Origin of the sequence: Streptomyces sp. NPDC047982 (assembly GCF_043204165.1) — a bacterium.
Lineage (GTDB): Bacteria > Actinomycetota > Actinomycetes > Streptomycetales > Streptomycetaceae > Streptomyces.
In genome coordinates, this window is the sequence record NZ_JBIDBS010000011.1 from 33634 (window position 1) to 57638 (window position 24005).

17 protein-coding genes are annotated in these 24005 nt (G+C 72.5%); 9 read left to right on the plus strand and 8 right to left on the minus strand.

The window, feature by feature from the left end:
• Window positions 1-3: 3 nt before the first annotated feature.
• Window positions 4-1536 carry a type VII secretion protein EccB gene (gene eccB, locus ACGF2V_RS15750; protein ID WP_362710313.1) on the minus strand — a complete coding sequence of 511 codons (1533 nt, stop codon included), beginning with the start codon at window positions 1534-1536 and terminating at the stop codon, window positions 4-6.
• A gap of 182 nt (window positions 1537-1718) precedes the next feature.
• Between eccB and eccE the strand changes: the two genes are divergently transcribed.
• From eccE to ACGF2V_RS15795, 9 genes are all read left to right on the plus strand, one after another.
• Window positions 1719-3059: a type VII secretion protein EccE gene (gene eccE, locus ACGF2V_RS15755; protein WP_362618623.1), complete on the plus strand. Its 1341-nt coding sequence runs from the start codon at window positions 1719-1721 to the stop codon at window positions 3057-3059.
• The gene (locus ACGF2V_RS15760; protein ID WP_362618625.1) at window positions 3056-3766 is read left to right on the plus strand and encodes a hypothetical protein; all 711 of its coding nucleotides are present in this window, start codon (window positions 3056-3058) and stop codon (window positions 3764-3766) included. The genes eccE and ACGF2V_RS15760 overlap by 4 nt, the downstream gene beginning before the upstream one ends.
• Window positions 3767-3849: 83 nt before the next feature.
• Window positions 3850-4083 (plus strand): DUF397 domain-containing protein, encoded by a 234-nt coding sequence (locus tag ACGF2V_RS15765; RefSeq protein ID WP_362618627.1) that lies wholly within the window; start codon window positions 3850-3852, stop codon window positions 4081-4083.
• 333 nt (window positions 4084-4416) lie between these two features.
• Window positions 4417-7236: an SCO5717 family growth-regulating ATPase gene (locus ACGF2V_RS15770; protein WP_362710311.1), complete on the plus strand. Its 2820-nt coding sequence runs from the start codon at window positions 4417-4419 to the stop codon at window positions 7234-7236.
• Between the two features lie 197 nt (window positions 7237-7433).
• Window positions 7434-9317 carry an ABC transporter substrate-binding protein gene (locus tag ACGF2V_RS15775; protein WP_362710308.1) on the plus strand — a complete coding sequence of 628 codons (1884 nt, stop codon included), beginning with the start codon at window positions 7434-7436 and terminating at the stop codon, window positions 9315-9317.
• A gap of 180 nt (window positions 9318-9497) precedes the next feature.
• Complete coding sequence (locus ACGF2V_RS15780; RefSeq protein ID WP_362710305.1) at window positions 9498-10580, plus strand: ABC transporter permease; 1083 nt, start codon at window positions 9498-9500, stop codon at window positions 10578-10580.
• An 11-nt stretch (window positions 10581-10591) separates the two neighbouring features.
• Window positions 10592-11533 (plus strand): ABC transporter permease, encoded by a 942-nt coding sequence (locus ACGF2V_RS15785; protein ID WP_362618940.1) that lies wholly within the window; start codon window positions 10592-10594, stop codon window positions 11531-11533.
• Window positions 11530-12582 carry an ABC transporter ATP-binding protein gene (locus tag ACGF2V_RS15790; protein ID WP_362618636.1) on the plus strand — a complete coding sequence of 351 codons (1053 nt, stop codon included), beginning with the start codon at window positions 11530-11532 and terminating at the stop codon, window positions 12580-12582. Before ACGF2V_RS15785 ends, ACGF2V_RS15790 begins: the two co-directional genes overlap by 4 nt.
• Window positions 12579-13571 carry an ABC transporter ATP-binding protein gene (locus ACGF2V_RS15795; RefSeq protein WP_362618639.1) on the plus strand — a complete coding sequence of 331 codons (993 nt, stop codon included), beginning with the start codon at window positions 12579-12581 and terminating at the stop codon, window positions 13569-13571. The genes ACGF2V_RS15790 and ACGF2V_RS15795 overlap by 4 nt, the downstream gene beginning before the upstream one ends.
• Before the next feature lie 65 nt (window positions 13572-13636).
• On the opposite strand, the gene ACGF2V_RS15800 is transcribed toward ACGF2V_RS15795, so the two are convergent.
• The 7 genes from ACGF2V_RS15800 to ACGF2V_RS15830 form a co-directional block, all read right to left on the minus strand.
• Window positions 13637-14590, minus strand: a complete 954-nt coding sequence (locus ACGF2V_RS15800; RefSeq protein ID WP_362618641.1) for a bifunctional riboflavin kinase/FAD synthetase — start codon at window positions 14588-14590, stop codon at window positions 13637-13639.
• Window positions 14591-14633: 43 nt separating this feature from the next.
• A complete protein-coding gene (locus ACGF2V_RS15805) occupies window positions 14634-18368 on the minus strand; it encodes a serine protease (RefSeq protein WP_362710303.1) in 3735 nt (1244 codons plus the stop codon).
• A gap of 219 nt (window positions 18369-18587) precedes the next feature.
• The gene (gene truB / locus ACGF2V_RS15810; RefSeq protein ID WP_362618645.1) at window positions 18588-19535 is read right to left on the minus strand and encodes a tRNA pseudouridine(55) synthase TruB; all 948 of its coding nucleotides are present in this window, start codon (window positions 19533-19535) and stop codon (window positions 18588-18590) included.
• Window positions 19532-19984, minus strand: coding sequence for a 30S ribosome-binding factor RbfA (rbfA, locus tag ACGF2V_RS15815; protein WP_362618648.1), 453 nt, complete (start codon window positions 19982-19984; stop codon window positions 19532-19534). The genes truB and rbfA overlap by 4 nt, the downstream gene beginning before the upstream one ends.
• An 83-nt stretch (window positions 19985-20067) precedes the next feature.
• The gene (locus ACGF2V_RS15820) at window positions 20068-20364 is read right to left on the minus strand and encodes a DUF503 domain-containing protein (RefSeq protein ID WP_073791457.1); all 297 of its coding nucleotides are present in this window, start codon (window positions 20362-20364) and stop codon (window positions 20068-20070) included.
• Window positions 20365-20534: 170 nt separating this feature from the next.
• A complete protein-coding gene (gene infB, locus ACGF2V_RS15825) occupies window positions 20535-23567 on the minus strand; it encodes a translation initiation factor IF-2 (RefSeq protein WP_392912304.1) in 3033 nt (1010 codons plus the stop codon).
• Between the two features lie 146 nt (window positions 23568-23713).
• Complete coding sequence (locus ACGF2V_RS15830) at window positions 23714-23992, minus strand: YlxR family protein (protein ID WP_362618943.1); 279 nt, start codon at window positions 23990-23992, stop codon at window positions 23714-23716.
• Window positions 23993-24005 lie beyond the last annotated feature (13 nt).

Sequence of the window (24005 nt, forward strand, 5' to 3'; positions counted from 1 at the left end):
TCCTCACGAACCCTGCGGCTGGCGGGCGGCGCCGGTCGACAGGCGCGGTCCCGTCGGCAGGAACGTGGACCAGGCAGCCGGAATGGGTGCGGGATCGACGTCCTTGTATCCCAGCCGATTCTGCGCCTGCTGGGCCTCCTGCTGACGCTGCTGCCTCTCCTCCTTCGTGCCGGATTCACCGATGCCGGAATCGTCCTGGGCGCTGTCGGCGTTGGACTGCATGGCGTAGCGCAGACCGGTGTCGGTCACCAGGAAGAGAGGGCCGGAGTCCGCGTTGGAGCCCTTGAACTGGCGGAAGAGCTGGCCTGATCCAGGGGTGACGTAGGCGCTGCTGGATCCGGTGGGGAGCGTGGCGGGGAAGCTCGTGCCCGCCCAGGTGATCAGCGTGGTGGTGCCGTCCTTCTCGGCGACGTCGCGCAGGACGTTGCACACGGTGTTGCGGCTTCCCTTCGCCGTACTCGCGGAGTTGATGGGGGCCAACTCGCTCGTGGGCCAGTCCCTCTCCTGCCCGAACGCCTCACCGGGCTCGAACGCTCCGGCGCTGACGTGCTTCACCTTGCCGTCCTGGTCGAGGTTGACCAGGGCGCTGCTGCTGAGCAGGAGTTTGGCGACGAAGTCCGATACCGGGGCGACCCTGCCCGGCAGGACCACGTACTGCTGGGTGCTGGTACCGGAGGGCGCCGCGAGGACCATGCCCACCTTGTTCGCGTCGGGCTGCAGCTTTCCCGGAACACCCGCGTCGGCGCCGGGAGTCCCCTCTATGACCGGGAAGGTGATCTCGTCTCCGGGGTGCAGTGTGGCGAGCCAGGCGGCGGACACCCGCTGGGGGACACGGTTCTCACCGACGAGGGTACGCAGCAGCAACTCGTCCTTCTGCACCGGGTACGCCTTGCCCGTGGCGTCCACGATGTAGCGGGTCCTGTCCGGTCCGGGCCCCTCGACGTACATCATTTCGCCACCGCGCAGCCGGCCTGTGCCCTCGGTCTTCTTCTGCTCGCGCTCCGCGAAGACGAACGCGGCCTTCTGGATGGCCCTGCCGCCCTCGCCGGGCTGCTCACAGACCGCCCAGCGCTTGTTGGAGCCGGCTTCGGTCCTGTCGGGCAGCCGGTCGGGCGCGTACGGGATGCCAAGGGTGGCGCCGTGCGGGATCTTGCCGCTGTCGAGGACCGATTCGTCGACGTTGATGACCTTGCCCTTGTCCGGGGCGAGGAGGAGTTTGGCGCTGGACATGTTCAGCACCGGGTGGAGCTGCTTTTTGCCGTCAGTCTTCAACACCACATAGCGCGTGGTGGATTTGCTGGCGATGATGACGTTCTCGTAGGGGGTGTCCCACTTCTGGGGAGCCACGGGCTTGAACATCCCCCAGGCCCCGAAGACCGCCAGGACGACGGCACCGACGACCGCCCCGGGCATCACCGCACGCAGGGGGCGCGGCGCACCCTCCTCCGAGCCGGACGGGTTGGGCTGCAGGAACTGTGCGATCAACCTCCGCTTCGCGAAGGTGTAGGCATTGAGTTCATCCCGCCGTGATGCCATGTGCGCGCTGCCCCTTCTCCCCAGTGGGCGACCAGGTTCCCACACCCGCCGTGAGCCGCCGCCGTCGACTGGGGCCCTTACTATGCCTGTTGGCACTTGGCTCTCACTGCTCGGGTAGGGTGATCGCCCGATCAACACCCATGGAAAAAACGATAAATGGGGCACGAGGGGGCAACGCGGCGATGGGTCCAGCGACGCGCGAGCGTACGAGGCGGTCTAGTCACCGATCGTCCGAATCTTCCCGACGGCAACGCAGCAACGGGTCGGCCGACGCAGCTTCCCGTCCATCGGCGAACGCCCCTGCGGCGACCACTCTGCGCTCGATCTCCCGGACCGGTCGCGTCGGGCCCGTGCTGCGTCAGATGGTCCTCGTCGAGGCAGCCCTGGCGGTCGCCCTGGTGGGCGCCGCGCTCGGCGGTCTGTGGCTGGTGCCCGGCGTCGCGGTCGCCTGCCTGCTGATTCTTCTCGCGGTGGTGCGTCGCCGGGGCCGGGCCGTTCAGGACTGGCTGTCGACGCTGCTGTTCCTCCGCGATCGCAGGCGGACCGCTGCGGCGCCCTCCGCCGAGACGGAGCCGCAGCTGGCGCCGGTGGCGGAGAACGTGCCGGGATTCGCTCCGTACATCTATGTGGACCGGAACCGCCGCACGGTGGGCATGCTCGGGGACGGCACGTTTCTGACCGCTGTCGTACGGGTCGAGGCGAGCGGTGAATCGCTCCGTCAGGCGCTGGGGGCGCGGGCGCTTCCGCTGTCCCTCCTGGGCGATGCCCTCACGGTGGACGACATCGTGCTGGAGTCGGCACAGCTCGTGCAGCAGGTGCGCCCCGCTCCGGCGCCGCATCTGCCGGAACGCTCGGTGGCCCGGCTCTCGTACGCCCCTCTGCAGGACCGGACCGGGGCGCCCGCGCTGCGGATGACCTGGGTGGCGTTGAAACTGGATCCGGAGCTGTGCCGGGAAGCCGTGGAGGCACGCGGTGGCGGAATCGGAGGAGCTCAGCGCTGTCTGGTGCGGGTCGCGGACCACGTGGCGAGCCGGATCACCGGCGCCGGGTTCCGGGCCGCGGTGCTGGATCAGGAGGAGCTGAACTCCGCCGTGGCGACGTCCGCGTGTGCCAGCCCCATCCTGTCGGCGCGCGCCGGGCGCCCGGATGCCGCACCGCAGCGACGGACGATGGAAACATCACGGGTCTGGCGCTGCGACGACCGTTGGCACACCACCTACGCGGTGGATCACTGGCCCGAGCTGGGCCGGGGAGCCACTCCGCTCCCGCGGCTCGTCTCGCTGTTGACCTCGGTCCCCGCGTATGCGACAACGTTCAGCCTGACGGTGCGCCGCGGTGCGCACCAGGGCCACATGTCCGTCTGCGGCCATGTACGGATCACCGGTGGCTCCGACACCGAACTCGTCGGGGTGCGAAGGACATTGGAGCAAGCCGCCCGGCATGCGAAGGTCGGCCTTGTACGGCTGGACCGCGAACAGCTGCCGGGTGCCCTGGCGACGCTCCCGCTGGGAGGCGCACAGTGACGAAGCACATCGCTCCGAGGCGGGGGCTGCTCGGCCCGCGTCATGCCGGCCACACCCTGGCAGCGGACCATCTGGGCGCGCTGTCGTTGCCGGTGGGGGACGACGGCGTGATCATCGGCGACGACGCCGAGGGACGCCCGCAGATGATTGGGTTCCACCGACCGGCGCCGTACGACGTGCTGTTGATCGGCGGACTGTGGACCGCGCAGGTGTTGGCACTGCGCGCTGCCGCTACCGGTGCGCGGGTGGCGGTCGAGACGGGGCGCACCCAGGCGTGGACCACGCTGGCACAGTCTGCGGGCGCCGGTCTCGAGTGCATCTCTCTCCATGACGTGGGCCGGGTTCCGCCGACAGGAGCGACCGTCAGCAGCCCGGTGTTGGTGGTGCGTGACTGCGGCATGCGCCCGCCCCGTGGCCGGGTGGTGTCTTCGCCGTGGCAGTCGGTGCTGACGCTGCTGCCCTATCTGAGCCCGGTGGCACCTCGGTTGCTGCGAGCTTCGACGCTCGTGGGCGTTCAGCGGGTCTCGCCGGCCGAAGCGGAGCAGATCGGCAGGATTCTGGGGCTCGCACGGGCCGAGAGCGAGGCCCTGCCCACTCTGGCAGACGGTGTCACGCTCTGGGTGGCGGGCCGCGAGCGCCACTGGGTGATGACCAGTGCCACGGACGTCGAGACCGGATTGCTGGGCGCTGCTCGCAGAATGGACTGAATCCTGTCTCGTTTACACCCCGGACCCGCCGCCGTTCAGGATCATGGCGGGGAACGACACAGTTCGATGGAAGGGACGTACGCATGGGCACCCAGCAGGAAAAGGACGAGCTCTATGCTCTCGACATCTCGGATGTGGAGTGGCTGAGCGCACCCGGTACCGAGAACGTCGAGGAACGGGTCGAGATCGCGCACCTCCCCGGGGGCGCGGTGGCCATGCGTTCCTCGCTGGATCCGGAGACTGTACTGCGGTACACGGAGGCCGAGTGGCGCGCGTTCGTGCTGGGCGCACGGGACGGTGAATTCGACCTCGCGTAGGTATCAGTCCGGTGCGAGGGCGGCTGTCCGGACGAGGCCGCCCTCTCACTACGCCCGGACATGTCCCGGTCTGTGACAGACCGTCTGCTTCTTCGTTCACGTTCTGCCGCCCCCGGTTCTCTTGAGCGTTGTACGTGACAACGGCTTCTGCGGGACAGTTGCTGCTATGCGATACAGCCTGCCGCGCTGAGCTCGATGGCGATTAGGGTGGGCCAGGGCGCGCCAGAAGAGCCTGTTCCGTGTCCCAGGGGGAGAGCCGCGCGCTCGGCAGAACGGAAACGGTCGCCCCCACCCATCAGTGCACAAGGGTGCTCGACCAGACCAGGAGGCAAAGTGAACGGCGATCGGGACGAGAAGCGCGGGGGCTGGAACATGCCCGTCGACGAGTCGTCCGACGCGGAGCCCGCCGAGATGACGGGTGAGTTCACCATCGACTACACCCCGCCCGCCTGGTACACGCAGAACTCCTCGGGGGATTCGTCGGGCGGTGCCGGCACGCATCTGGCTCCGCCTCCGCCGCCCAGCGGGGCGCCGCTCACCGTGCCCCCGCCGCCGGGCAGCGGCTTCGACCACGGCTGGGCCGCGACGCCGGCGGCGCCGCCCGTGCCGGACCCGGCCCAGGGCCCCGGCCCGGCCCGTCCCGCGGCGGTCGACGCCTCGGCCGCCGCCCCGGAGGGGGTGACGGCGGGATCCCCGGCGGCGGGTGGCACGGACGCGACGACGGACCCGTTCGGCGGCGGGGACGTGGAGAGCGGCGCGACGATGCGGTTCTCCCCGGCCGCGCTGAAGCGGGAGATCGCCGAGCGCGAGGAGGCGCCGAGGCGCGCGGAGGAGGACGGTCCCGGCACGGGTGCGGGCCCGGCTGCCGAGTCCGTCACGGCCACCGGCACCGGTGCGGGTGGTACGGACGGGAACGGGAGCGCCGGTTCGCCGCCCGCGCCCACGCCGACGGCGGACGCGAGCGCCGACGCACCGGCCGACGCGGATGCCGGTGCCGGCGCCGGTGCCCACAACGGTGCCGGTACGGCCGAGCCCGGCACGGACGCCACGACGTCCGCCGACGAGGCGAGCGGCACCGGGGACGCCGCCACCGGCGATGCCGCCGCGACGCCGCAGGACTCCGCGCCCTCGGACGCGGTGCCCCAGGACGCGCCGCCCGCCTCATGGGCCCCGGCGCCGCCTCAGGGCGGCCTGCCACCGCTGCCGCCCGCCTTCCAGCCCGCGGCGCCGCAGCCCGCGGCGCCTCCGTCCGCGGCGCAGTGGCCCGTGCAGACCCCGGCCGCCGCCCAGGGGCCCGGGAGCTACGGGTTCCCGCAGGCCGGCGGCGCCCAGACGCCGCAGCAGGGCGGTTACGGGTTCCCTCAGCAGACGCAACAGGGCGGTTACGGCTTCCCGCAGCAGCAGCCCGGTCCCCCCGCACAGGGGACACCGGCACAGCCGCTGTCGGCGCAGGGTGGTTACGGGTTCCCGCAGCAGCAGGCACCCCACGCGCCCCAGGCGCCGCTGCCGCCCCAGGCACCCCAGGCCCCCCAGTGGCCCGCACAGCAGGGCGCGCCCCTGCCCGCACAGGCGACCCCGCAGCAGCCCGCCCAGCCCCAGCCGGCACAGCAAGCGCAACAGCCCCAGGCCCAGCAGGCGCAGACACAGTCGGAACAGGGCCCGGGTCAGCACTTCCAGGCCCAGCCCGTCGATCCGCGGACCGGAACCGCCTGGCCGTCCCCGATCACCCACGACCAGCGCGAGCGTTCGGTGCCCGGCGCCCCGCTCGGATACACGGCGGCGGTGGAACTCTCCTCCGACCGGCTGGTCCGGGGCAAGCAGAAGGCGCGGAGCAGCCGCGCACCGTCCGCCGCGGCCCGCTTCCGGCTGGGCGGGAAGAAGGAGGAGGCCGAGCGGCAGCGCAAGCTCGAGCTGATCCGCACTCCCGTGCTGTCCTGCTACCGGATCGCGGTCATCAGCCTCAAGGGCGGGGTCGGGAAGACCACGACGACCACCGCTCTCGGCGCGACGCTGGCGACCGAGCGGCAGGACAAGATCCTGGCCATCGACGCCAACCCGGACGCGGGCACGCTCGGCCGCCGGGTGCGGCGGGAGACCGGCGCCACCATCCGCGACCTGGTCCAGGCGATCCCGTACCTCAACTCGTACATGGACATCCGCCGTTTCACCTCGCAGGCGCCCTCCGGTCTGGAGATCATCGCCAACGACGTGGACCCGGCGGTCTCCACGACGTTCAACGACGACGACTACCGGCGCGCGATCGACGTCCTGGGCAGGCAGTACCCGATCATCCTCACCGACTCGGGCACCGGTCTGCTGTACAGCGCGATGCGCGGGGTGCTGGATCTCGCCGACCAGTTGATCATCATCTCGACGCCGTCGGTCGACGGCGCGTCCAGCGCGTCCACCACCCTGGACTGGCTGTCGGCGCACGGGTACGCGGAGCTCGTCCAGCGCTCCATCACCGTCATCTCGGGGATCCGTGAGACCGGCAAGATGATCAAGGTCGAGGACATCGTGCAGCACTTCGAGACCCGCTGCCGCGGCGTCGTCGTCGTGCCGTTCGACGAGCACCTCGCGGCCGGCGCGGAGGTCGACCTCGACATGATGCGCCCCAAGACCCGCGACGCGTACTTCACGCTCTCGGCGATGGTCGCCGAGGACTTCACGCGCGCCCAGCAGCAACAGGGGCTCTGGACGGCGAACGGCTCCACGCCCCCGCCGCAGTACGCCCCGCCGATGCCCGGCCCGCAGCAGTACGCGCCGCAGCAGCCGTACCCCCAGCAGCAGCCGCAACAGCCGTACGGCCAGCCCCAGCAGCAGCCCCAGCCGCCGTACGACGGGGCTCAGCCGCCTCAACAGCCGTACGGCGGCGGGCCGTACCCGCCGCACCCCGGCCCCGGCGTGCAGCAGCACGGCTGGCAGCAGTCCTCGCCGTCCCAGGCACAGTCCCCGGCGAGCCCGGCCGGACCGCCCCCCTCGGTCCACCAGCCGCCCGCCGCGCCGAACCAGCCCGGCCCGCCCGACCACCCCGTTGCACCGAATCAGCCTGGTCAGCCCGGTCCGGCCGGTCCGTCGCAAGGTCCGCTCCCCCAGGCGCCGGTACCGCCTCCCGGCTGGCCGCAGCAACCGCCGTCAGCGCCTCAGCAGTAAGGCGGCAGAGGAGTAGACCAATGAGGGCCCGCACCGTCTCCACGGTGCGGGCCCTTCGCGCATTACCGCAGACCACACGGCATTTCGAGGACCGTTGACGTGGCTCGACCACCGCTGATAAACCTTCGCTTCACCAGCTGGCGAACCACAGATCAACCCGCCTTCTCCGTGCGAGTCATGACGCGAGGTCCCTGACCATGGTTGAAAGAGTTCCACCAAGCTCCGCCCAGCCGCGCCGACTTCGGCGTGTACTCCTGGCCTCCGGTGCCGCCGCGCTGGCGCTGGCCGCCGGTTCCGTCGTCCCGGGCGCGCCGCTCGGTGCCGCACCGCAACAGGCGCAGGCCGCCGACAGCGGCACGTCCACGCTGACCGTCGCCATCGCACAGAGTGTCGACTCCCTGAGCCCGTTCCTGGCCCAGAAGCTGCTCAGCACCAGCGTCTCCCGGCTCATGTACGACTTCCTGACGAACTACGACGCCAAGGACAACCACGCGATCCCCGGCCTCGCCACCGAGTGGAAGCCCTCCGCGGACAAGCTGACGTGGACGTACACCATCCGCTCCGACTCCACGTGGTCGGACGGGCAGCCGGTCACCGCCGAGGACGCCGCCTGGACCTTCAACAAGATGATGACCGACGAGGGCGCCGCGCAGGCCAACGGCAACTTCGTCGCCAACTTCAGGAAGGTGACGGCGCCCAGCCCGACCCGGCTGGTCATCGAGCTGAAGGAGCCGCAGGCCACCATGGCCGCGCTCGACGTGCCGATCGTCCCGAAGCACGTCTGGGAGAAGGTCGGCGACTTCTCCAAGTTCAACAACGACACGAAGTTCCCGATCGTCGGCAACGGGCCGTTCGTCCTGACCGACTACAAGGTCGACCAGTACGTGAAGCTCAAGGCCAACAAGGACTTCTGGCGCGGGAAGCCGAAGTTCGACGAGCTGGTCTTCAAGACGTACAAGGACCAGGACGCCGCGGTCGCGGCCCTGCGCAAGGGTGAGGTCTCCTTCGTCGCCGGATCCCCCGCGCTGACGCCCGCTCAGGCCGCGTCCCTCAAGGGCGAGAAGAACATCAAGGTCAACGAGGGTCCGGGCCGCCGCTTCTTCGCGCTGGCCGTCAACCCCGGCGCGCGGACCAAGGACGGCAAGAAGTTCGGCGACGGCAACAAGGCCCTTCTCGACCAGAAGGTCCGCCAGGCCCTCTTCCTCTCCATCGACCGCAAGACCATCATCGACAAGGTCTTCCAGGGGCACGCCGTCGAGGGGCAGGGTTACATCCCGCCGCGCTTCTCCGAGTACTTCTGGCAGCCCTCCGCCGAACAGACCCTCGCCCACGACCCGGCCAGGGCCGCGAAGCTGCTCGACGAGGCGGGCTACCCGCTCAAGGGCGGCAAGCGCGTCGGCGAGGACGGCAAGCCGCTCGACCTGCGCATCCTGTGCCACGCCACCGACCCCAACGACAAGGCGATCGGCAAGTACCTCCAGGAGTGGTGGGGCAAGCTCGGCATCGGGCTCAAGGTCGACTGCCGCGACGACGTCTCCGTGCCCTGGTACGCCGGTGAGTACGACCTCGCCTTCGACGGCTGGTCCGTCAACCCGGACCCGGATTTCGTCCTCGGCATCCACACCTGCGCGGCGCTGCCCGCCAAGGCCAAGGAGAGTGCCACCACCGACAACTTCATCTGCGACAAGACGTACGACGGGCTCTACAAGAAGCAGCTCGCCGAGTACGACCCGGCCAAGCGCGCGGACCTCGTCAAGCAGATGCAGTCCTGGCTCTACGACTCCGCGTACATGAACGTCATCGCGTACCCGAACGCGGTCGAGGCGTACCGCACCGACCAGATCAAGTCCATCACCACCATGCCCGAGGCGGCCGGCAACATCTACGGCCAGGACGGCTACTGGAGTTGGTGGTCGGCCGTACCTGCGGGCGGCGAGGGCGCGCACGGAGCGGGCGGTTCCGGCTCCGGCTCGGTTTCCACCGGCGTCGTGATCGGCGTCGTCGTGGTGGTCGTCGTCCTCGCGGGCGGCGGGCTGCTCCTCACGAAGCGCCGCCGCGCCACGGCGGACGACCGCGAGTAGGAGGGCCGGGCAGTGGGCAGCCCGCGACCCCGCGAAGCCCACTGCCGGACCCTCCCAGCGCACCCGGGCCTGTAGCGAGGGACCCCCGCGGGTCGGCCGTCCGGCCGGCCCGTCGGTCCCCGTCATCGCCGACCGGCCCGGGTGCGGCACGAGTGACAGCACGAGTAACGAGAGTTCCTTATGACAGCTGACAGCACTCCGGCGCTCGTGCGGAACGCGGACGCGGATCCCGAAGGCCCGGCCCCGGCCGGTCCCTCGGCCGCACGCGGTCCACGGGCGCGCGACACCCGGGCCTATCTCCAGTACGTCGCGGTCAAGATCGGCGGCGCCCTCGTCTCCCTCTTCGCCGTCCTGGTCACCAGCTTCTTCCTCTTCCGGCTGCTGCCCAGCGACCCGGTCAAGCAGATGACCGGGGGCCGCAGCGTCTCGGCCGAACAACTCCAGTCCCTGCGGCATGAGTTCGGACTCGACCTACCCCTCTGGAAGCAGTTCACCAGCTATGTGGGCGACGCGCTGACCGGGGACTTCGGCACCTCGTACCAGTTCCACGTCCCGGTCATCGACAAGATCGTCGAGGCGCTTCCGGCGACGCTGCTGCTCACCGGCACGGCGTACGTCCTCTACACCGCGCTCGGCATCTGGCTGGGCACCCGCACCGCCTGGCGCAACGGCTCGCGGAGCGACCGTTTCCACACCGCGTTCGCGCTCACCCTCTACTCGGTCCCGTCGTTCTGGCTGGGCCTGCTCCTGATCATCGTCTTCTCGGTGGGGATCGGGCCGATCCCGGGCATGTTCCCGACCGGCGGCATGGAGTCGGGCGGCGAGAGCGGGTTCGGGTACGTGCTCGACGTGGCGCACCACCTGATCCTGCCGGTGGTCACCCTGGTCGCGGCCGGATATGCGCAGACGCTCCTGGTGATGCGTTCCTCGCTGCTCGACGAGATGGGCAGCGACTACCTGACCACGGCCCGCGCGAAGGGGCTGCGCGACGATGTCGTGCGCCGCAAGCACGCCGTGCCGAACGCCATGCTGCCGACGTTCACGCTGATGTTCGTGAACCTGGGGCGTGTGGTCGCCGGGCAGATCCTGGTCGAGACGGTGTTCTCCTGGCCGGGCCTCGGCGGGCTCTTCTACCAGGCGCTCAGCGTGCCCGATCTCCCCCTCGTACAGGGGTTGTTCTTCGTCTTCGCCACCGCGGTGATCCTGGCGAACACCCTGGCCGATGTGCTGTATCCGCTGCTCGATCCTCGGGTGGGCCGATGACGACCGATTCCATGCCGACGCCCACCGAGGCCGAGGCCACGTCCGTCGGGACCGGGGCCGCCGGGAACCCACGTGCCCTTGCCAGGGCCCGCAGACGGCAGTCCGCCGCCCGCTTCTGGCGCGACTACCGCCGCCATCGGGGCGGCCTGTGGGGTCTGGGGGCACTGGTCCTGATCGCACTGGTCGCCGTGTTCGCGCCGCAGCTCGTCGGCGCCGGTTCGCAGAGCGTCACCGACGCGCCGGGGGGCGCGCTGGAGAGGCCGAGCGGTGAATTCCCGCTCGGTACCGACCAGTTCGGGCGCAGCGTACTGGCGCTGTTGGTGTGGGGTGCCAGGGTCTCGCTGACGGTCGGTCTGCTCGCGGCCTTCCTGTGCGTCGCCATCGGTACCATCGTCGGGATCATCGCCGGGCACTTCCACGGCTGGTACTCGACGGTCCTGATGCGGATCACCGACTGGTTCCTGGTGATGCCGACCCTGGTCCTGGCCATCGCGCTCGCCACGGTGATGGACCGCTCCATGTGGACGGTCATCATCGCGATCGGCGTCACGACCTGGCCGACCACGGCCCGTCTCGTGCGTGCCCAGACCCTGGCCGTGGAGTCCCGCCCGTACATCGAACGGGCCCGGGCCCTCGGCGGCGGCCACGGGCACATCATGGTCCGGCACGTCCTGCCGAACGTGATGCCGCTGGTGCTCGCCCAGACCACGCTGGTGATCTCCAGCGCGATCCTCACCGAGGCCATGCTGGCCTTCCTCGGCCTGAGCGACCCGACCATCACGTCCTGGGGCGGCATGCTCCAGGACGCCCGCGAGGCGGGCGCGGTGAGCGCGGGCCACTGGTGGTACCTGGCACCGCCCGGCATCGCCGTCGCCGCGGTCGCCATGGCGTTCACCCTGTGCGGACGCGCCGTCGAGTCCGTGCTCAATCCCAAGCTGGGGGTGTCCCGTTGAGTGCGACGAGCACAGGGAGCACGCCGAGTGCCGCGGGCGACCGCGGGGCGCCGCTCCTCGACGTCCGGAACCTCACCGTGACCTATCCCGGCGGGGCGCGCGCCGTGCGCGGGGTGGACCTCACCGTCGAGGCCGGGCAGAAGCTCGGCATCGCCGGTGAGTCGGGCTGCGGAAAATCGACACTGGCGCTCGCGCTGCTGCGTCTGCTGCCCGCCGGGACGCAGGTCACCGGCGAGATCCTGCTGAACGGCGAGGACGTCCTCACCATGAAGTGGGGCCGGGTCCGGGCGGTGCGCTGGGCGGGGGCGTCGATCGTCTTCCAGGGCGCCATGCACTCCCTCAACGCGGTGCACCGCATCGGGGACCAGATCGCCGAGCCGATCCTGCTGCACGGCGGGGCGAGTCCGGCCGCCGCGGCCCGGAAGGCCGGTGAACTCCTGGAACAGGTGGGGCTGCCGGCGGCCCGCGCGAGTGCGTACCCGCATGAGCTGTCCGGCGGGCAGCGTCAGCGCGTGATGATCGCGATGGCCCTCGCCTGCGACCCGGACCTGGTCGTCGCGGACGAGCCGACCACCGCGCTCGACGTCATGATCCAGGCCCAGATCCTGCGGCTGATCGAACGGCTGGTCTCCGAGCAGGACCTCGGCCTGATCATGATCAGCCACGACCTCGCGGTGCTGTCCGACACCTGCGACCGGCTCGCGGTGATGTACGCGGGCCGGGTCGTGGAGGAGGGCCCGGCCGCCGAGGTCCACCACGACGCGCACCACCCGTACGGCAGGGCCCTGTCCGGTGCCTTCCCGCGCATCGGCGACCCGGCCTCCCGGTTCGCGCCCCGCGGACTGCCCGGCGATCCGCCGGACCCGTCGGCGCAGCCGGACGGCTGCGCGTTCCACCCCCGCTGTCCGGTGGCACTGGACTCCTGCGCCACGCGGGACCCGCTGCTGCGGGAGTCGGGGCCGGGGCGGCGGGCCGCCTGTGTGCTGGTGGGACCCCAGGCGGCGTCCGCGGCCCGGCCGGCCGCCGAGGAAGCGAGGAACACACCATGACCACCACCACTGCCCTGCTCAGCGCCGAGGAGCTGAAGGTCGTCTTCCCCGGTCGGCGCGGGGCCGCCCCGGCGCGTGCCGTGGACGGCGTCGACCTGGACATCCGGCCCGGCGAGATCGTCGCGCTGGTCGGTGAGTCCGGCTGCGGCAAGACGACGCTGGCGCGGTCGCTGCTGGGCCTGGTGCCGCCGACGTCCGGGCGGGTGACCTTCGGCGGGCAGCCGCTCGACTACACGAGCCGGGCGCTGAAGGCGTACCGCAAGCGGGTACAGCTGGTGCTCCAGGACCCCAGCGGTTCACTCAACCCCCGGCACACGGTGTACGACGCCGTGGCCGAGGGACTGCGCATCCACGGATACGCGGGCGACGAGCGGGCCGCGGTCGCCGGGGCGCTGTCGCGGGCCGGGCTGCGGCCTCCCGAACGCTTCTTCCTGCGCTACCCGCACGAGCTGTCCGGCGGGCAGCGCCAGCGGGTCGTGATCGCGGGCGCGCTGGTGCTGGAGCCGGAACTCCTCGTGGCGGACGAACCGGTGGCCTCGCTGGACGCCTCGGTGCGCGGCGAGATCCTGGCCCTGCTGCTGCGGCTCCGGGACGAGCTGGGCCTGTCCGCCCTGGTGGTCACGCACGACCTCGGGCTGGCGTGGAACATCGCGGACCGGGTCGCGGTGATGTATCTGGGGCGGATCGTCGAGACCGGCGAGGTGGAGCAGATCCTCACGGCCCCGCGGCACCCGTACACCCGGGCGCTGCTGTCGGTGCTGCCGGAGGCCGGGACCGAGCCCGTGGTGCTGACCGGTGAGCCGCCGGACCCGTCCCGGGTGCCCTCCGGCTGCCGGTTCCACGCCCGCTGCCAGGTGCTGGCGTCGGGCGAGGCGGAGCGGGCGGGCGTCGCGGAGGCGTGCCGCACGGAGGAGCTGCCGGTGCTCGCGGGCGGCGGGCGGACGCAGGTGGCGTGCCACTGGGCGAACGCGACCGCGGCGCGTTCCTGACCGGGCCGGGGTCGGGTCACTGCCGCGTCGCAGTGGCCCCGGCCCCGTACCGGACGGAAGGCGGATCAGCGGCGCTCGTCAGCGGAGACCAGCTCGCTGCACCGCTTCACGTCGGCGGCCATCGCCACGAGCAGGTCGTCGACCGAATCGAATTTCCGCATGCCGCGCACGTACGCGAGGAAGTCCACCGAGACGTGGAGTCCGTACAGGTCGAGGTCGACGCGGTCGATCGCGTACGCCTCCACCGTGCGCTCCGTGCCGTCGAACTGGGGGTTGGTGCCGACGGAGATCGCGGCGGGCATCGCCTCGCCGTTCGCGTTGAGCCAGCCCGCGTAGACGCCGTCGGCGGGGATCGCGGTGTGGGGCAGCGTCTCCAGGTTGGCCGTGGGGAAGCCGAGCTCGCGGCCGCGCTGGGCGCCGCGGACCACGATGCCCTCGACCCGGTGCGGCCGTCCCAGGATCTCGGCGGCGCCCGCGACGTCGCCCGCGGCGACCAGGCGCCGGGTGAGGGTGGAGGAGAACGGTTCGCCGCCGCCCGCCTCGCCGGTGACGTACAGGTCGACGACCTCGACGCCGTAGTCGTACGTCGCGCCGAACTCCGTGAGCAGCTGTACGTTGCCCGCCGCCTTGTGACCGAAGCGGAAGTTCGGCCCCTCGATGACCAGGCACGCGTGCAGCTTGTCGACGAGCACCTTCACGATGAAGTCGGCCGGCGCCAGCTTCGAGAACTCGGCGGTGAAGGGCAGGACCAGCACCGCGTCGACACCGAGATCGGCCATCAGCTCGGCGCGCCGGTGGTGCGGGGCGAGCAGCGGGGGGTGGCTGCCGGGGCGCACGACCTCGCTGGGGTGCGGGTCGAAGGTCACCACGACCGACGGCACGCCCAGCTCGCGCGCCCGCTCCACGGCACGCCCGATGATCAGCTGGTGTCCGCGGTGCACCCCGTCGTAGGAGCCGATGGTGACGACGCTGCGTCCCCAGCCCTCGGGGATGTCCTCCAAGCCACGCCAGCGCTGCACTGTGACCGCTCCTCGCCCGAACCCGTGTACATGAGATTGCTTTTTACGCAGGTCTAAGACTGCCATGCGCACGCCCCGCGGCCCGCATCGGCATCGTCTTCGGGCCTCCCGACGCCGTCACCGCCCGCCGTGCGTCCGGACCGAGGAGGGCCTCCCATTCCTGCGGGGCGTCGTCCGCCCACCCGGCGACCAGGGCGGCGAAACCGGGCACGTCACGCATCGTTCCGGCCAGCAGGCGGTCGAGCCGGGACGCGCCCTCGGGGGTGCGGACGAGCAGCGTCCCGGCGCGGTGGACCAGGGCGCGGGTGCGGGCCGGGGCGCGGGTGCCGCAGTCCGTCGCGGTGACCCGCAGCAGGGCCTCCAGCACGCGGGGATCGCGGTGGGCGCCCTCCTCGAAGTCGAGCAGGACCTCCAGCAGCTCGCCCCTGAGCCGCCCGGACGCCGGGCTGCCCGGCGCGGCGAGCACCTCGGCGAGCGCGCCGCGCACGGCCGGGGACACGGGGGGCTCCCGCAGCAGTCCGGTCACCAGGGGCGGCAGCAGGGCGCGGGCGGCCGGGCCGTGTTCCAGCCTCCGGTCGAGGTAGGCGGCGGGGTGGACGGTGTCGGCGGGGTGGCTGTCGATGTACGCCCGGACGAGTCCGGCGGCGTGCAGGGCCAGCGCGGGGGCATCGCTCCCGGCGAGCGCGCGCAGTGTCTGCGCCGCTCCGTCGTCGGCCCGGGTGAGCCGTTCCCGCAGCGCCGTGAGCACCTGCTGCGGATGGGTGGGCAGCGCGGCGACGAGGACCTCGACGGACAGCGGCGGCGCGCCCGCGACGAAGGCCCGCAGCGCCTGTGGGAGAACGCGGTCCCGGGTCGTCGGGTCCTGGACGAGGAGGGCGAGCGCGGCCCCGTGCAGGGCCGCGTCGCCGGGGCGGGCCAGCAGGACGTCCGCGGCCCCGCGCAGCAGCTCGCGGTCGTCGTCGCGGGTCACGTGCGGGGCGGCGAGCAGGGCGTACGCGGCGGCGGCATCCCGGCGGCCGGGGTGTTCCTCGTCACGGGCCCAGCGGTCCACGGCCCGGCACAGCGCCGACGGCTCGTCCTCGGCCAGCGCGGCGAGCAGTTCCCCGGCCCTCGGGTGGCCGGTCGCCACCAGTGCGTCGGTCAGGTCGTCGACGGCCAGGTCCCGGCGGACGTACAGCAGTGCCTGGGCGGCGGCGGCCACGGTCGGGCGCAGGGCGCCGCCGTCCCCGGGCAGCGGACGCTCGTCGGTGAACCAGGCGCACAGCAGGGGCTGCACCGTCCGGGGCCGGGCGGCGAGACGGCGTGCGACGGCGTCGAGGTACCGCTCGTCGCCCTCGCCCTGCGGGACGCGGCCGTGACCGTCGCCGCCCGCGTCGGCCCGGCGCGGCGCATCGGCGGGCAGGAGGCGCCGGAGCAGATCGATCCGGTCCGCCTCGGGCAGCCTCAGCCGTCGCCAGAACCACGGACCGAACGCGGGGTACGCCCCGGAAGTCCCCGGCCCGCCCGTGGCGGCGTGCCGGACGACGACTCCGGCGAGCAGCCGCAGCACGCCCAGATGGGGCCGGGCGTCGGGCACCCGGAGCAGGGTGCGGGAGAGCAGGTGGACGGCCCACCAGCGGGCGTCGTCGCGGGCCCGGTGCCCGGCCGCCGGGGTGGGTGCGCACGTCAGCCGGTCCAGGGCCTCGACGAGACCGGCCAGCCGGTGCGCCAGCGCGGCGGGGCCCTCCCTGCGTCCCAGGAGCAGCAGCGCCTGGATCACCGGGCCGGTACGGTGGCGCGGCACGGGCCGGGGGCGGTCCGCCGGTCCGGTCGTGGCCGGCGCGTCCGCCGTCACCTCCGGTGCGGACGGGGCGGGAACCGCCTCGGGCGCGGGGGTGGTGCCGCGCCGGTCCCGGGCCCGCCTCGGCCGCGGGACACGGGCCTCCCGCGCCGCGACGGCCACCGTCCCCGGCCCGGCTCCTGGCCGCGGCTCGGCGTGCCCTCGGTGGACCAGTGCGTACAGGGCCGCGTCCAGGTCCAGGTGGGCGCCCTGCACCCAGTCCCCCAGCTCCTCGTGGGCGAAGCGGTAGCCCGCGCCCGCCGGAACGATCAGGCCCTCGGCGAGGACCGCCGACGCCCAGCCCGTGCGCCAGGGGAAGACCTCCTCGAACGCCGCGCGGTCCAGCTCCCCCTGTCCGGGGCCCAGGCAGCGCCGCGCCGCCTCATGGACCTGTCCGGCCACCCGGGCGGCCAGCCGACGGAGCGCGCGGCCCCCGGGCGCCGGGTCCGACAGGGCCGCGACACGGACCGCGACGCGCAGGCACATCAGGTCCAGGTGGGCTCCGAAGACGTCGTCCGTGTCGGGGCGTCCCCCGACGTCCGTCGGCAGCGCCTCGCGCACCTGCGCGAACAGGCGCAGGGTGAGCGGGTGCCGGTCGTGCCCGGGGGCCAGCGCACCGGGCGGGATGCCGTACCGTTCCCCGGCCCGTAGGGCCTGGCTCGCGGTGAGGTCCCCGAGGCGGACGGCGTACGGAAGGCGTCCGGCCCGCCGCGCGGGCCGGTGCGGGGCGTCGGGCGGGAGGAGCGCGCCGGCCGTCTCCCAGTGCTCGGGCGTGCAGGCGATCACGAGCCGTACGTCGTTGGCGCGCAACCAGTCCACCGTTGCGGCGGTCCACCGGGCCAGGTCGTGGACCGGCGCGGGAGGCATCTCCTCGGGCCCGTCCAGCAGGACGAGCAACGGGCTCCCGTTCCCGGAGGCCAGCCGGGCCACCCGTTCGGGGACGGCCGTCGTCATGTCACCCCGCGCACCGGCGGCGGACGCGATCCGTCCGGCCCGCCGCAGCGCGCGGCCGACCGCGTCGGCCACCGAGGTGTCGTCGGCCAGCAGATCGGCGCCGCGCAGCCAGACCGTGGGGGCGGGCACGGGTCCACGGGCCCTGCGGGCGGCGAGCGCGGCCAGTTCGGTGGTACGGCCGGAGCCCGGCGCACCGACGAGACCGAGGACCACGGCGGGTCCGCCCGCCGTGGCGGACGGAGTCGCGGGGAACGTGAAGTGGGCGAACTCCGCGGTGACGTACGGGCGTTCCACCGGATCGGGGCAGCCGGCGGGTCCGCCGGCCGCGCCCAGCGAGGTCGCCGTCAGGTGGAGGACTCCCGCGAGGTTCAGGTCACGCCCGTATCCGGGCACGCCCGTCGTGTTGCGCCGCAGCAACTCGCCCAGCGGGCCGTCGGCGCCCGGGCCGCCGACCGGCACCGCAAGGCCCGCGGCGGGGTGCCCGGACCGCAGGGCGGTGCCCAGGACGGCGATGACCGCCCCGCTGTCCGGGTCGACGACGGGTCCGCCCGCGGCCGTGCCACCGAACCGCAGCGCGTCCGCGCCGTCCGTGCCCAGCGCCAGTTCCAGCGCGCCCTCGATCCGGTGGCCGCGCCCGTCCGCGCCACAGGTCACCGGACAGGTGCCGAGGACCCGGGCCTCGCGCCAGCCGTGGGCGGCGATCGTCACGTACGTCCCCGCCTCGACGCGGCTGCGGGACGCGATCGGCACCGGATCGACGCCGAGCACGAAGAGCCCTCCGGTGCGCAGCAGCGCGAGGCCCCGTTCGGGCAGCGCGGTGATGTCCGCGGCCCCCGCGGAGCAGCTACGGCCGTCCGTTCCGTGCAGGACGAGCCGACTGCGGCCGTCGACCGTTTCGTGGCTGGTCACGACCGTGCCCCGGTCGTCGGCGACGAACCCGGTCCCCCGCGGCCGGCCGGCCGGATCGCAGATTCGTACCAGCGTTGCCCGGTCCCCACTTCCCATGATCCGACGTTAGGTCGGCCAGGATCGGCGCGCGGGCCGCTCGGGTCGAAAGCGCCCTCGGGCACCCCTGATTCACCCCTGGCGCCTGCTCGTCGGGGTGAATTCGGGGCGTTCGGCAGTCCGGAGCCGCCGGAGGGGTGCGTGAGCGGACGAGGCGGCCCCGCCCGCTCCAGGGCGGGCTCCGCACGGCCGCCCGGCCCTTCCCTGACCTGCCGTCGGTCAGCCGAAGACGGCGAGGCTCCTGGCCTTGCCCTTCTGCTCCTCCACGAGGACCAGGAAGCGACCGTCGGGCCCGAAGACCCCGACCGGCCCCGGAGGGAAGGCGGGCATGTCGAGCCGAACCCCGTTCAGCAGCAGCCTGGCGCGCTTCTCGTCGACGTCCCAGCGCGGGAACGCGGAGGCGGCGGCCTCGGCCACCGGCATCACGGTCAGCTTCTCCTGGTGCTGGTCGAGCGTCCGCGCCGTGTCGAGTCCGTACGGTCCGACGCGGGTGCGCCGCAGCGCGGTCAGGTGTCCGCCGACGCCGAGCCCGGCGCCGAGGTCGCGGGCGAGGGCACGGATGTACGTACCGGAGGAGCAGACGACGGAGACGACCAGGTCGATCACCGGCGTCCCGTCCTCGGCGGTCTCCTCGCGCACGTCGTAGACGCGGAAGGACGAGATCGTCACCGGACGGGCCGGGATCTCGAACTCCTCGCCGCCGCGCACCCGGGCGTAGGACCGCTTGCCGTCGATCTTGATGGCGCTGACCTTGGACGGCACCTGCATGATCGGGCCGGTGAGGGCCGCGACCCCGGCGTCGATGGCGTCACGGGTCACCCCGGAGGCGTCGGTGGACGAGGTGATCTCGCCCTCGGCGTCGTCCGTGATGGTGTTCTGGCCGAGCCGGATCGTGCCGAGGTACTCCTTCTCGGTCAGCGCGAGGTGGCCGAGGAGCTTGGTGGCCCGTTCCACGCCGAGCACGAGGACGCCCGTCGCCATCGGGTCCAGCGTGCCGGCGTGGCCGACGCGCCGGGTCCGGGCGATGCCGCGCATCTTGGCGACGACGTCGTGCGAGGTGAAGCCGGCCGGCTTGTCGACGATCACCAGGCCGTCCTCGGGGCCTGTGCCGCCCCGGCCCGGGGCGGCCTTCCCGCCCCGGCCGGCCGTCTTGTTCTGCGATGTCATTCGGAGGCGGTGTCCTCGTCGCTCGCGCCGTCCGCCTTGCGGTACGGGTCGGCGCCACCGGCGTACGTGGCGCCGGAGGACGCCTCGCGCACCCGCGCGTCCGAGGCCCGTGCCCGGTCGAGGAGGTCCTCGATCGTCCTGGCGTTCTCGGGGAGGGCGTCGGCCACGAACGTCAGCGTGGGGGTGAACTTGGTCCCCGCCGCCGCTCCGACCGCCGAGCGCAGCACGCCCTTGGCACTCTCCAGCCCGGCCGCCGCGCTCGCGCGCTCCTCGTCGTCCCCGTAGACCGTGTAGAAGACCGTGGCCTCCCGCAGATCACCGGTGACCCGGGTGTCCGTGATGGTCACGTGCGTACCCAGACGGGGGTCCTTGATACCGCGCTGCAGTTTCTCGGCGACCACCTCCTGGATGAGGTCCGCCAGCTTCTTCGCCCGCGCGTTGTCGGCCACTGGTCCGTCTCCTTCTCAGCTTCGGGACAGGCCACCGAGGGGTGGCACGTACCACCCCTCGCCGTCCCTTCCTTCTTACGTGCTCAATCGTCTTGGTCGCTGTGCAGCCGCCGTCGTACGGACAACAGCTCCACTTCCGGCCGGGCGGCCACCAGCCGCTCGCACCGGTCCAGAACATCTGTGAGGTGTCCGGTGTCCCCGGAGACCGCGGCAAGGCCGATCTCGGCCCTCCGATGGAGATCCTGACCGCCCACCTCCGCCGCGCTCACCGCGTATTTGCGCTGGAGCTCGGCGACGATGGGGCGGACGACGGAGCGCTTCTCCTTCAACGACCGTACGTCGCCGAGAAGCAGATCGAAGGACAGTGTCCCCACATACATGAATGTCCGGATGTCCCGCCGGTTCGGGTTCGCGCCCTGCCAGCGCTTGGCAGGAACACCAGAACCGTACACGCAACGATCGGGGCCGATCGACGGAAATACGACCCGTCGACCGGCCCCGACCGTTGCGGAGAACTCCGGGAGATGTCCCCCCGGAGACCCGCCGCGGATCAGCCTCGCGGCTTCTCGCGCATCTCGTACGTCGCGATGATGTCGTCGACCTTGATGTCGTTGAAGTTCCCGAGGTTGATACCGCCCTCGAAGCCTTCGCGGATCTCGGTGACGTCGTCCTTGAAGCGGCGCAGACCGGAGATGGTGAGGTTCTCCGCGATGACCTTGCCATCGCGCAGCAGGCGCGCCTTGGTGTTGCGCTTGACCTCGCCGGACCGGACGAGCACACCGGCGATGTTGCCCAGCTTGGACGAGCGGAAGATCTCGCGGATCTCCGCCGTACCGAGCTCGACCTCTTCGTACTCCGGCTTGAGCATGCCCTTGAGGGCCGCCTCGATCTCCTCGATCGCCTGGTAGATGACCGAGTAGTAGCGGACGTCCACGCCCTCGCGCTCGGCCATCTGCTGCGCACGCCCGGCGGCGCGCACGTTGAAGCCGATCACGATGGCGTCGGAGCCGGTCGCCAGGTCGATGTCCGACTCGGTGACCGCACCCACGCCGCGGTGCAGGACCCGGATGTCGACCTCGTCGCCGACGTCGAGCTGGAGCAGCGAGGACTCCAGGGCCTCCACCGAACCGGACGCGTCGCCCTTGATGATGAGGTTGAGTTCCTGGACCAGACCGGCCTTGAGCGCCTCGTCGAGGTTCTCCAGGGAGAACCGGACACCCTTGCGGGCGAAGTTGGCGTTGCGCTCGCGGGCGGCGCGCTTCTCGGCGATCTGCCGGGCCGTGCGGTCCTCCTCGACCACGAGGAAGTTGTCGCCGGCGCCCGGGACATTGGTGAGACCGAGCACGAGGACCGGGGTCGACGGACCCGCTTCCTCGACGTTCTCGCCCTTGTCGTCGAGCATGGCGCGCACGCGGCCGTAGGCGTCACCGACGACCATCGTGTCACCGACGCGGAGGGTACCGCGCTGGACGAGGACGGTCGCCACGGCGCCGCGTCCGCGGTCGAGGTGGGCCTCGATCGCGATGCCCTGCGCGTCCTGGTCCGCGTTGGCCCGCAGGTCGAGCGAGGCGTCCGCGGTCAGGACCACGGCCTCCAGGAGCTCGTCGATGTGCAGCCCCTGCTTGGCGGAGATGTCGACGAACATCGTGTCGCCGCCGTACTCCTCGGCCACCAGACCGAACTCGGTGAGCTGGCCGCGCACCTTGGTCGGGTCGGCGCCCTCGACGTCGATCTTGTTGACCGCGACCACGATCGGCACGTCGGCCGCCTTGGCGTGGTTCAGTGCCTCGATCGTCTGGGGCATCACGCCATCGTTCGCCGCGACCACGAGGATCGCGATGTCGGTGGACTTCGCACCGCGGGCACGCATGGCGGTGAACGCCTCGTGACCCGGGGTGTCGATGAACGTGATCCGGCGGTCCTCGCCGTTGACCTCGGCGGAGACCTGGTACGCACCGATGTGCTGCGTGATGCCGCCGGCCTCGCCCGCGACGACGTTCGTCTTGCGGATCGCGTCCAGCAGTCGGGTCTTTCCGTGGTCGACGTGGCCCATGACGGTCACGACCGGCGGGCGCGGGGTGAGCGCCTCTTCGCCGCCCTCGTCCTCGCCGAACTCGATGTCGAAGGACTCGAGCAGCTCGCGGTCCTCCTCCTCCGGGCTGACGATCTCGAGGACGTAGTTCATCTCCTCGGCCAGCAGCTTCAGCGTGTCGTCGGAGACCGACTGCGTGGCCGTGACCATCTCGCCGAGGTTCATCATCACGGCGACGAGCGACGCCGGGTTGGCGTTGATCTTCTCCGCGAAGTCGGTGAGGGAGGCACCGCGCGACAGACGGACGGACTGCCCGTTGCCGCGGGGCAGCATGACGCCGCCCACCGACGGGGCCTGCATGGCCTCGTACTCCTGGCGCCTCTGCCGCTTCGACTTGCGGCCACGGCGCGCCGGACCGCCGGGACGGCCGAACGCACCCTGCGTGCCACCGCGGCCACCGGGGCCGCCGGGACGGCCGCCGAAGCCGGGACGACCGCCGAAGCCGCCGCCACCGCCACCGGGACGGCCGGCACCGCCGCCGCCACCGCCACCGGGACGGCCGGTGAAACCGCCGCCACCGCCACCGGGACCGGCCGGACGGCCCGCGAAGCCCGGACGACCGCCGCCGCCGCCGGGGCGACCGCCGCCACCGGGACCACGGCCGCCGGGGCCGCCACCGGGACGCGGGCCCGCGGCGGGACGCTGCGGCATCATGCCCGGGTTCGGACGGTTACCACCGGGGCCGCCGCCCGGACGGGGTGCCTGCGGACGCGGCATGCTGCCCGGGGTCGGACGGGGAGCGCCCTGACCCTGGGGACGCGGGGCGCCACCGGGGCCGCCCTGCGGGCGCGGGCCGGGACGGTCCTGGCCGCCGGGGCGCGGGGCGCCGCCGGGACGGGGTGCCTGCGGACGGGCCATGCCCGTCGAACCGCCGGACGTGAAGGGGTTGTTGCCCGGACGGGGACCGGCCGGACGTGCACCGGGGCGCGGGGCTCCCTGACCGCCGGGGCGTGCCGGACGCTCGCCGCCGCGGCCGCCGTCGCGCTGGCCGCCGGCCGGACCCGGGCGTGCGCCGGGGCGCGGACCGGAAGTGCCCGAGGGGCGCGGTGCCTGCGGCTGCGGCGCGGCCGGCTGGGCCGGGGCCGAGAACTCGGCGGCGGGGACCGGCGGCACCGGGGCCGGCTTCGGCGCCGGACGCGGGCCGGGGCGCGGCCCGGGCGTCGGCGCGGAGGCGCTGCCCGCCGCGGCGGCGGGGGCCGGCTTGGGGGCCGGGGCGCCGGGCTTCGGGGCAGCGGGACGTGCCGCGGCGGCCGGGGAGGGCGCCGAGGGCTTGGCAGGCGTCGCCTTGCGGGGCGCGCCAGGCTTGGCAGCGGGCTTGCCGGCGCTGCCGCCGGGCCCCTGCAGTGCGTCAGTCAACTTGCGTACGACCGGCGCCTCGATCGTCGAGGACGCCGAACGGACGAATTCACCGAGTTCTTGGAGCTTGGCCATGACGACCTTGCTCTCCACGCCGAACTCCTTGGCGAGTTCGTATACCCGGACCTTAGCCACTTCGCTCCTTTTAGGTCCGGTTACCGCCGGACCGTCGCTACTTCATGGGCGTACTCATCGCGTACTCATCGAGTGCTCATCGCAATCTCGACCTACTTCCAACTCGCGAGGTACCTGACCGCACGGGGTTCCGTGCCGTTCACTTCTTACGGTGTCGCCCGCTCGACGAACCCCCGCACCGCGGTGGTGTCGAACGGCCCCTTGGCCTTGAAGGCCCGGGGAAACGCCCGGCGGCGAACCGCCAGGTCCAGACAGACGGAGACGGGGTGTACGTACGCACCCCGGCCGGGCAGCGTACCGCGAGGATCGGGAACACAGGAGTCCCCGTCCGCGACGATGCGCAGCAGCTCGTGCTTGGCCGCCCGCTCCCGGCATCCCACACAGGTTCGCTCAGGGCACACGCGAGCACGCGTCCGGCCAGACACGTCCAAGTCTACC

What these genes read in the sequence shown, in the direction of transcription:
- ACGF2V_RS15780 (WP_362710305.1), top strand. Translation starts at nt 9,498, where the DNA reads ATGACAGCTGACAGCACTCCGGCGCTCGTGCGGAACGCGGACGCGGAT.
- ACGF2V_RS15805 (WP_362710303.1), bottom strand. Translation starts at nt 18,368, where the DNA reads ATGGGAAGTGGGGACCGGGCAACGCTGGTACGAATCTGCGATCCGGCC.
- eccE (WP_362618623.1), top strand. Translation starts at nt 1,719, where the DNA reads ATGGGTCCAGCGACGCGCGAGCGTACGAGGCGGTCTAGTCACCGATCG.
- eccB (WP_362710313.1), bottom strand. Translation starts at nt 1,536, where the DNA reads ATGGCATCACGGCGGGATGAACTCAATGCCTACACCTTCGCGAAGCGG.
- truB (WP_362618645.1), bottom strand. Translation starts at nt 19,535, where the DNA reads ATGACATCGCAGAACAAGACGGCCGGCCGGGGCGGGAAGGCCGCCCCG.
- ACGF2V_RS15785 (WP_362618940.1), top strand. Translation starts at nt 10,592, where the DNA reads ATGCCGACGCCCACCGAGGCCGAGGCCACGTCCGTCGGGACCGGGGCC.
- ACGF2V_RS15820 (WP_073791457.1), bottom strand. Translation starts at nt 20,364, where the DNA reads ATGTATGTGGGGACACTGTCCTTCGATCTGCTTCTCGGCGACGTACGG.
- ACGF2V_RS15795 (WP_362618639.1), top strand. Translation starts at nt 12,579, where the DNA reads ATGACCACCACCACTGCCCTGCTCAGCGCCGAGGAGCTGAAGGTCGTC.
- ACGF2V_RS15775 (WP_362710308.1), top strand. Translation starts at nt 7,434, where the DNA reads ATGGTTGAAAGAGTTCCACCAAGCTCCGCCCAGCCGCGCCGACTTCGG.
- ACGF2V_RS15765 (WP_362618627.1), top strand. Translation starts at nt 3,850, where the DNA reads ATGGGCACCCAGCAGGAAAAGGACGAGCTCTATGCTCTCGACATCTCG.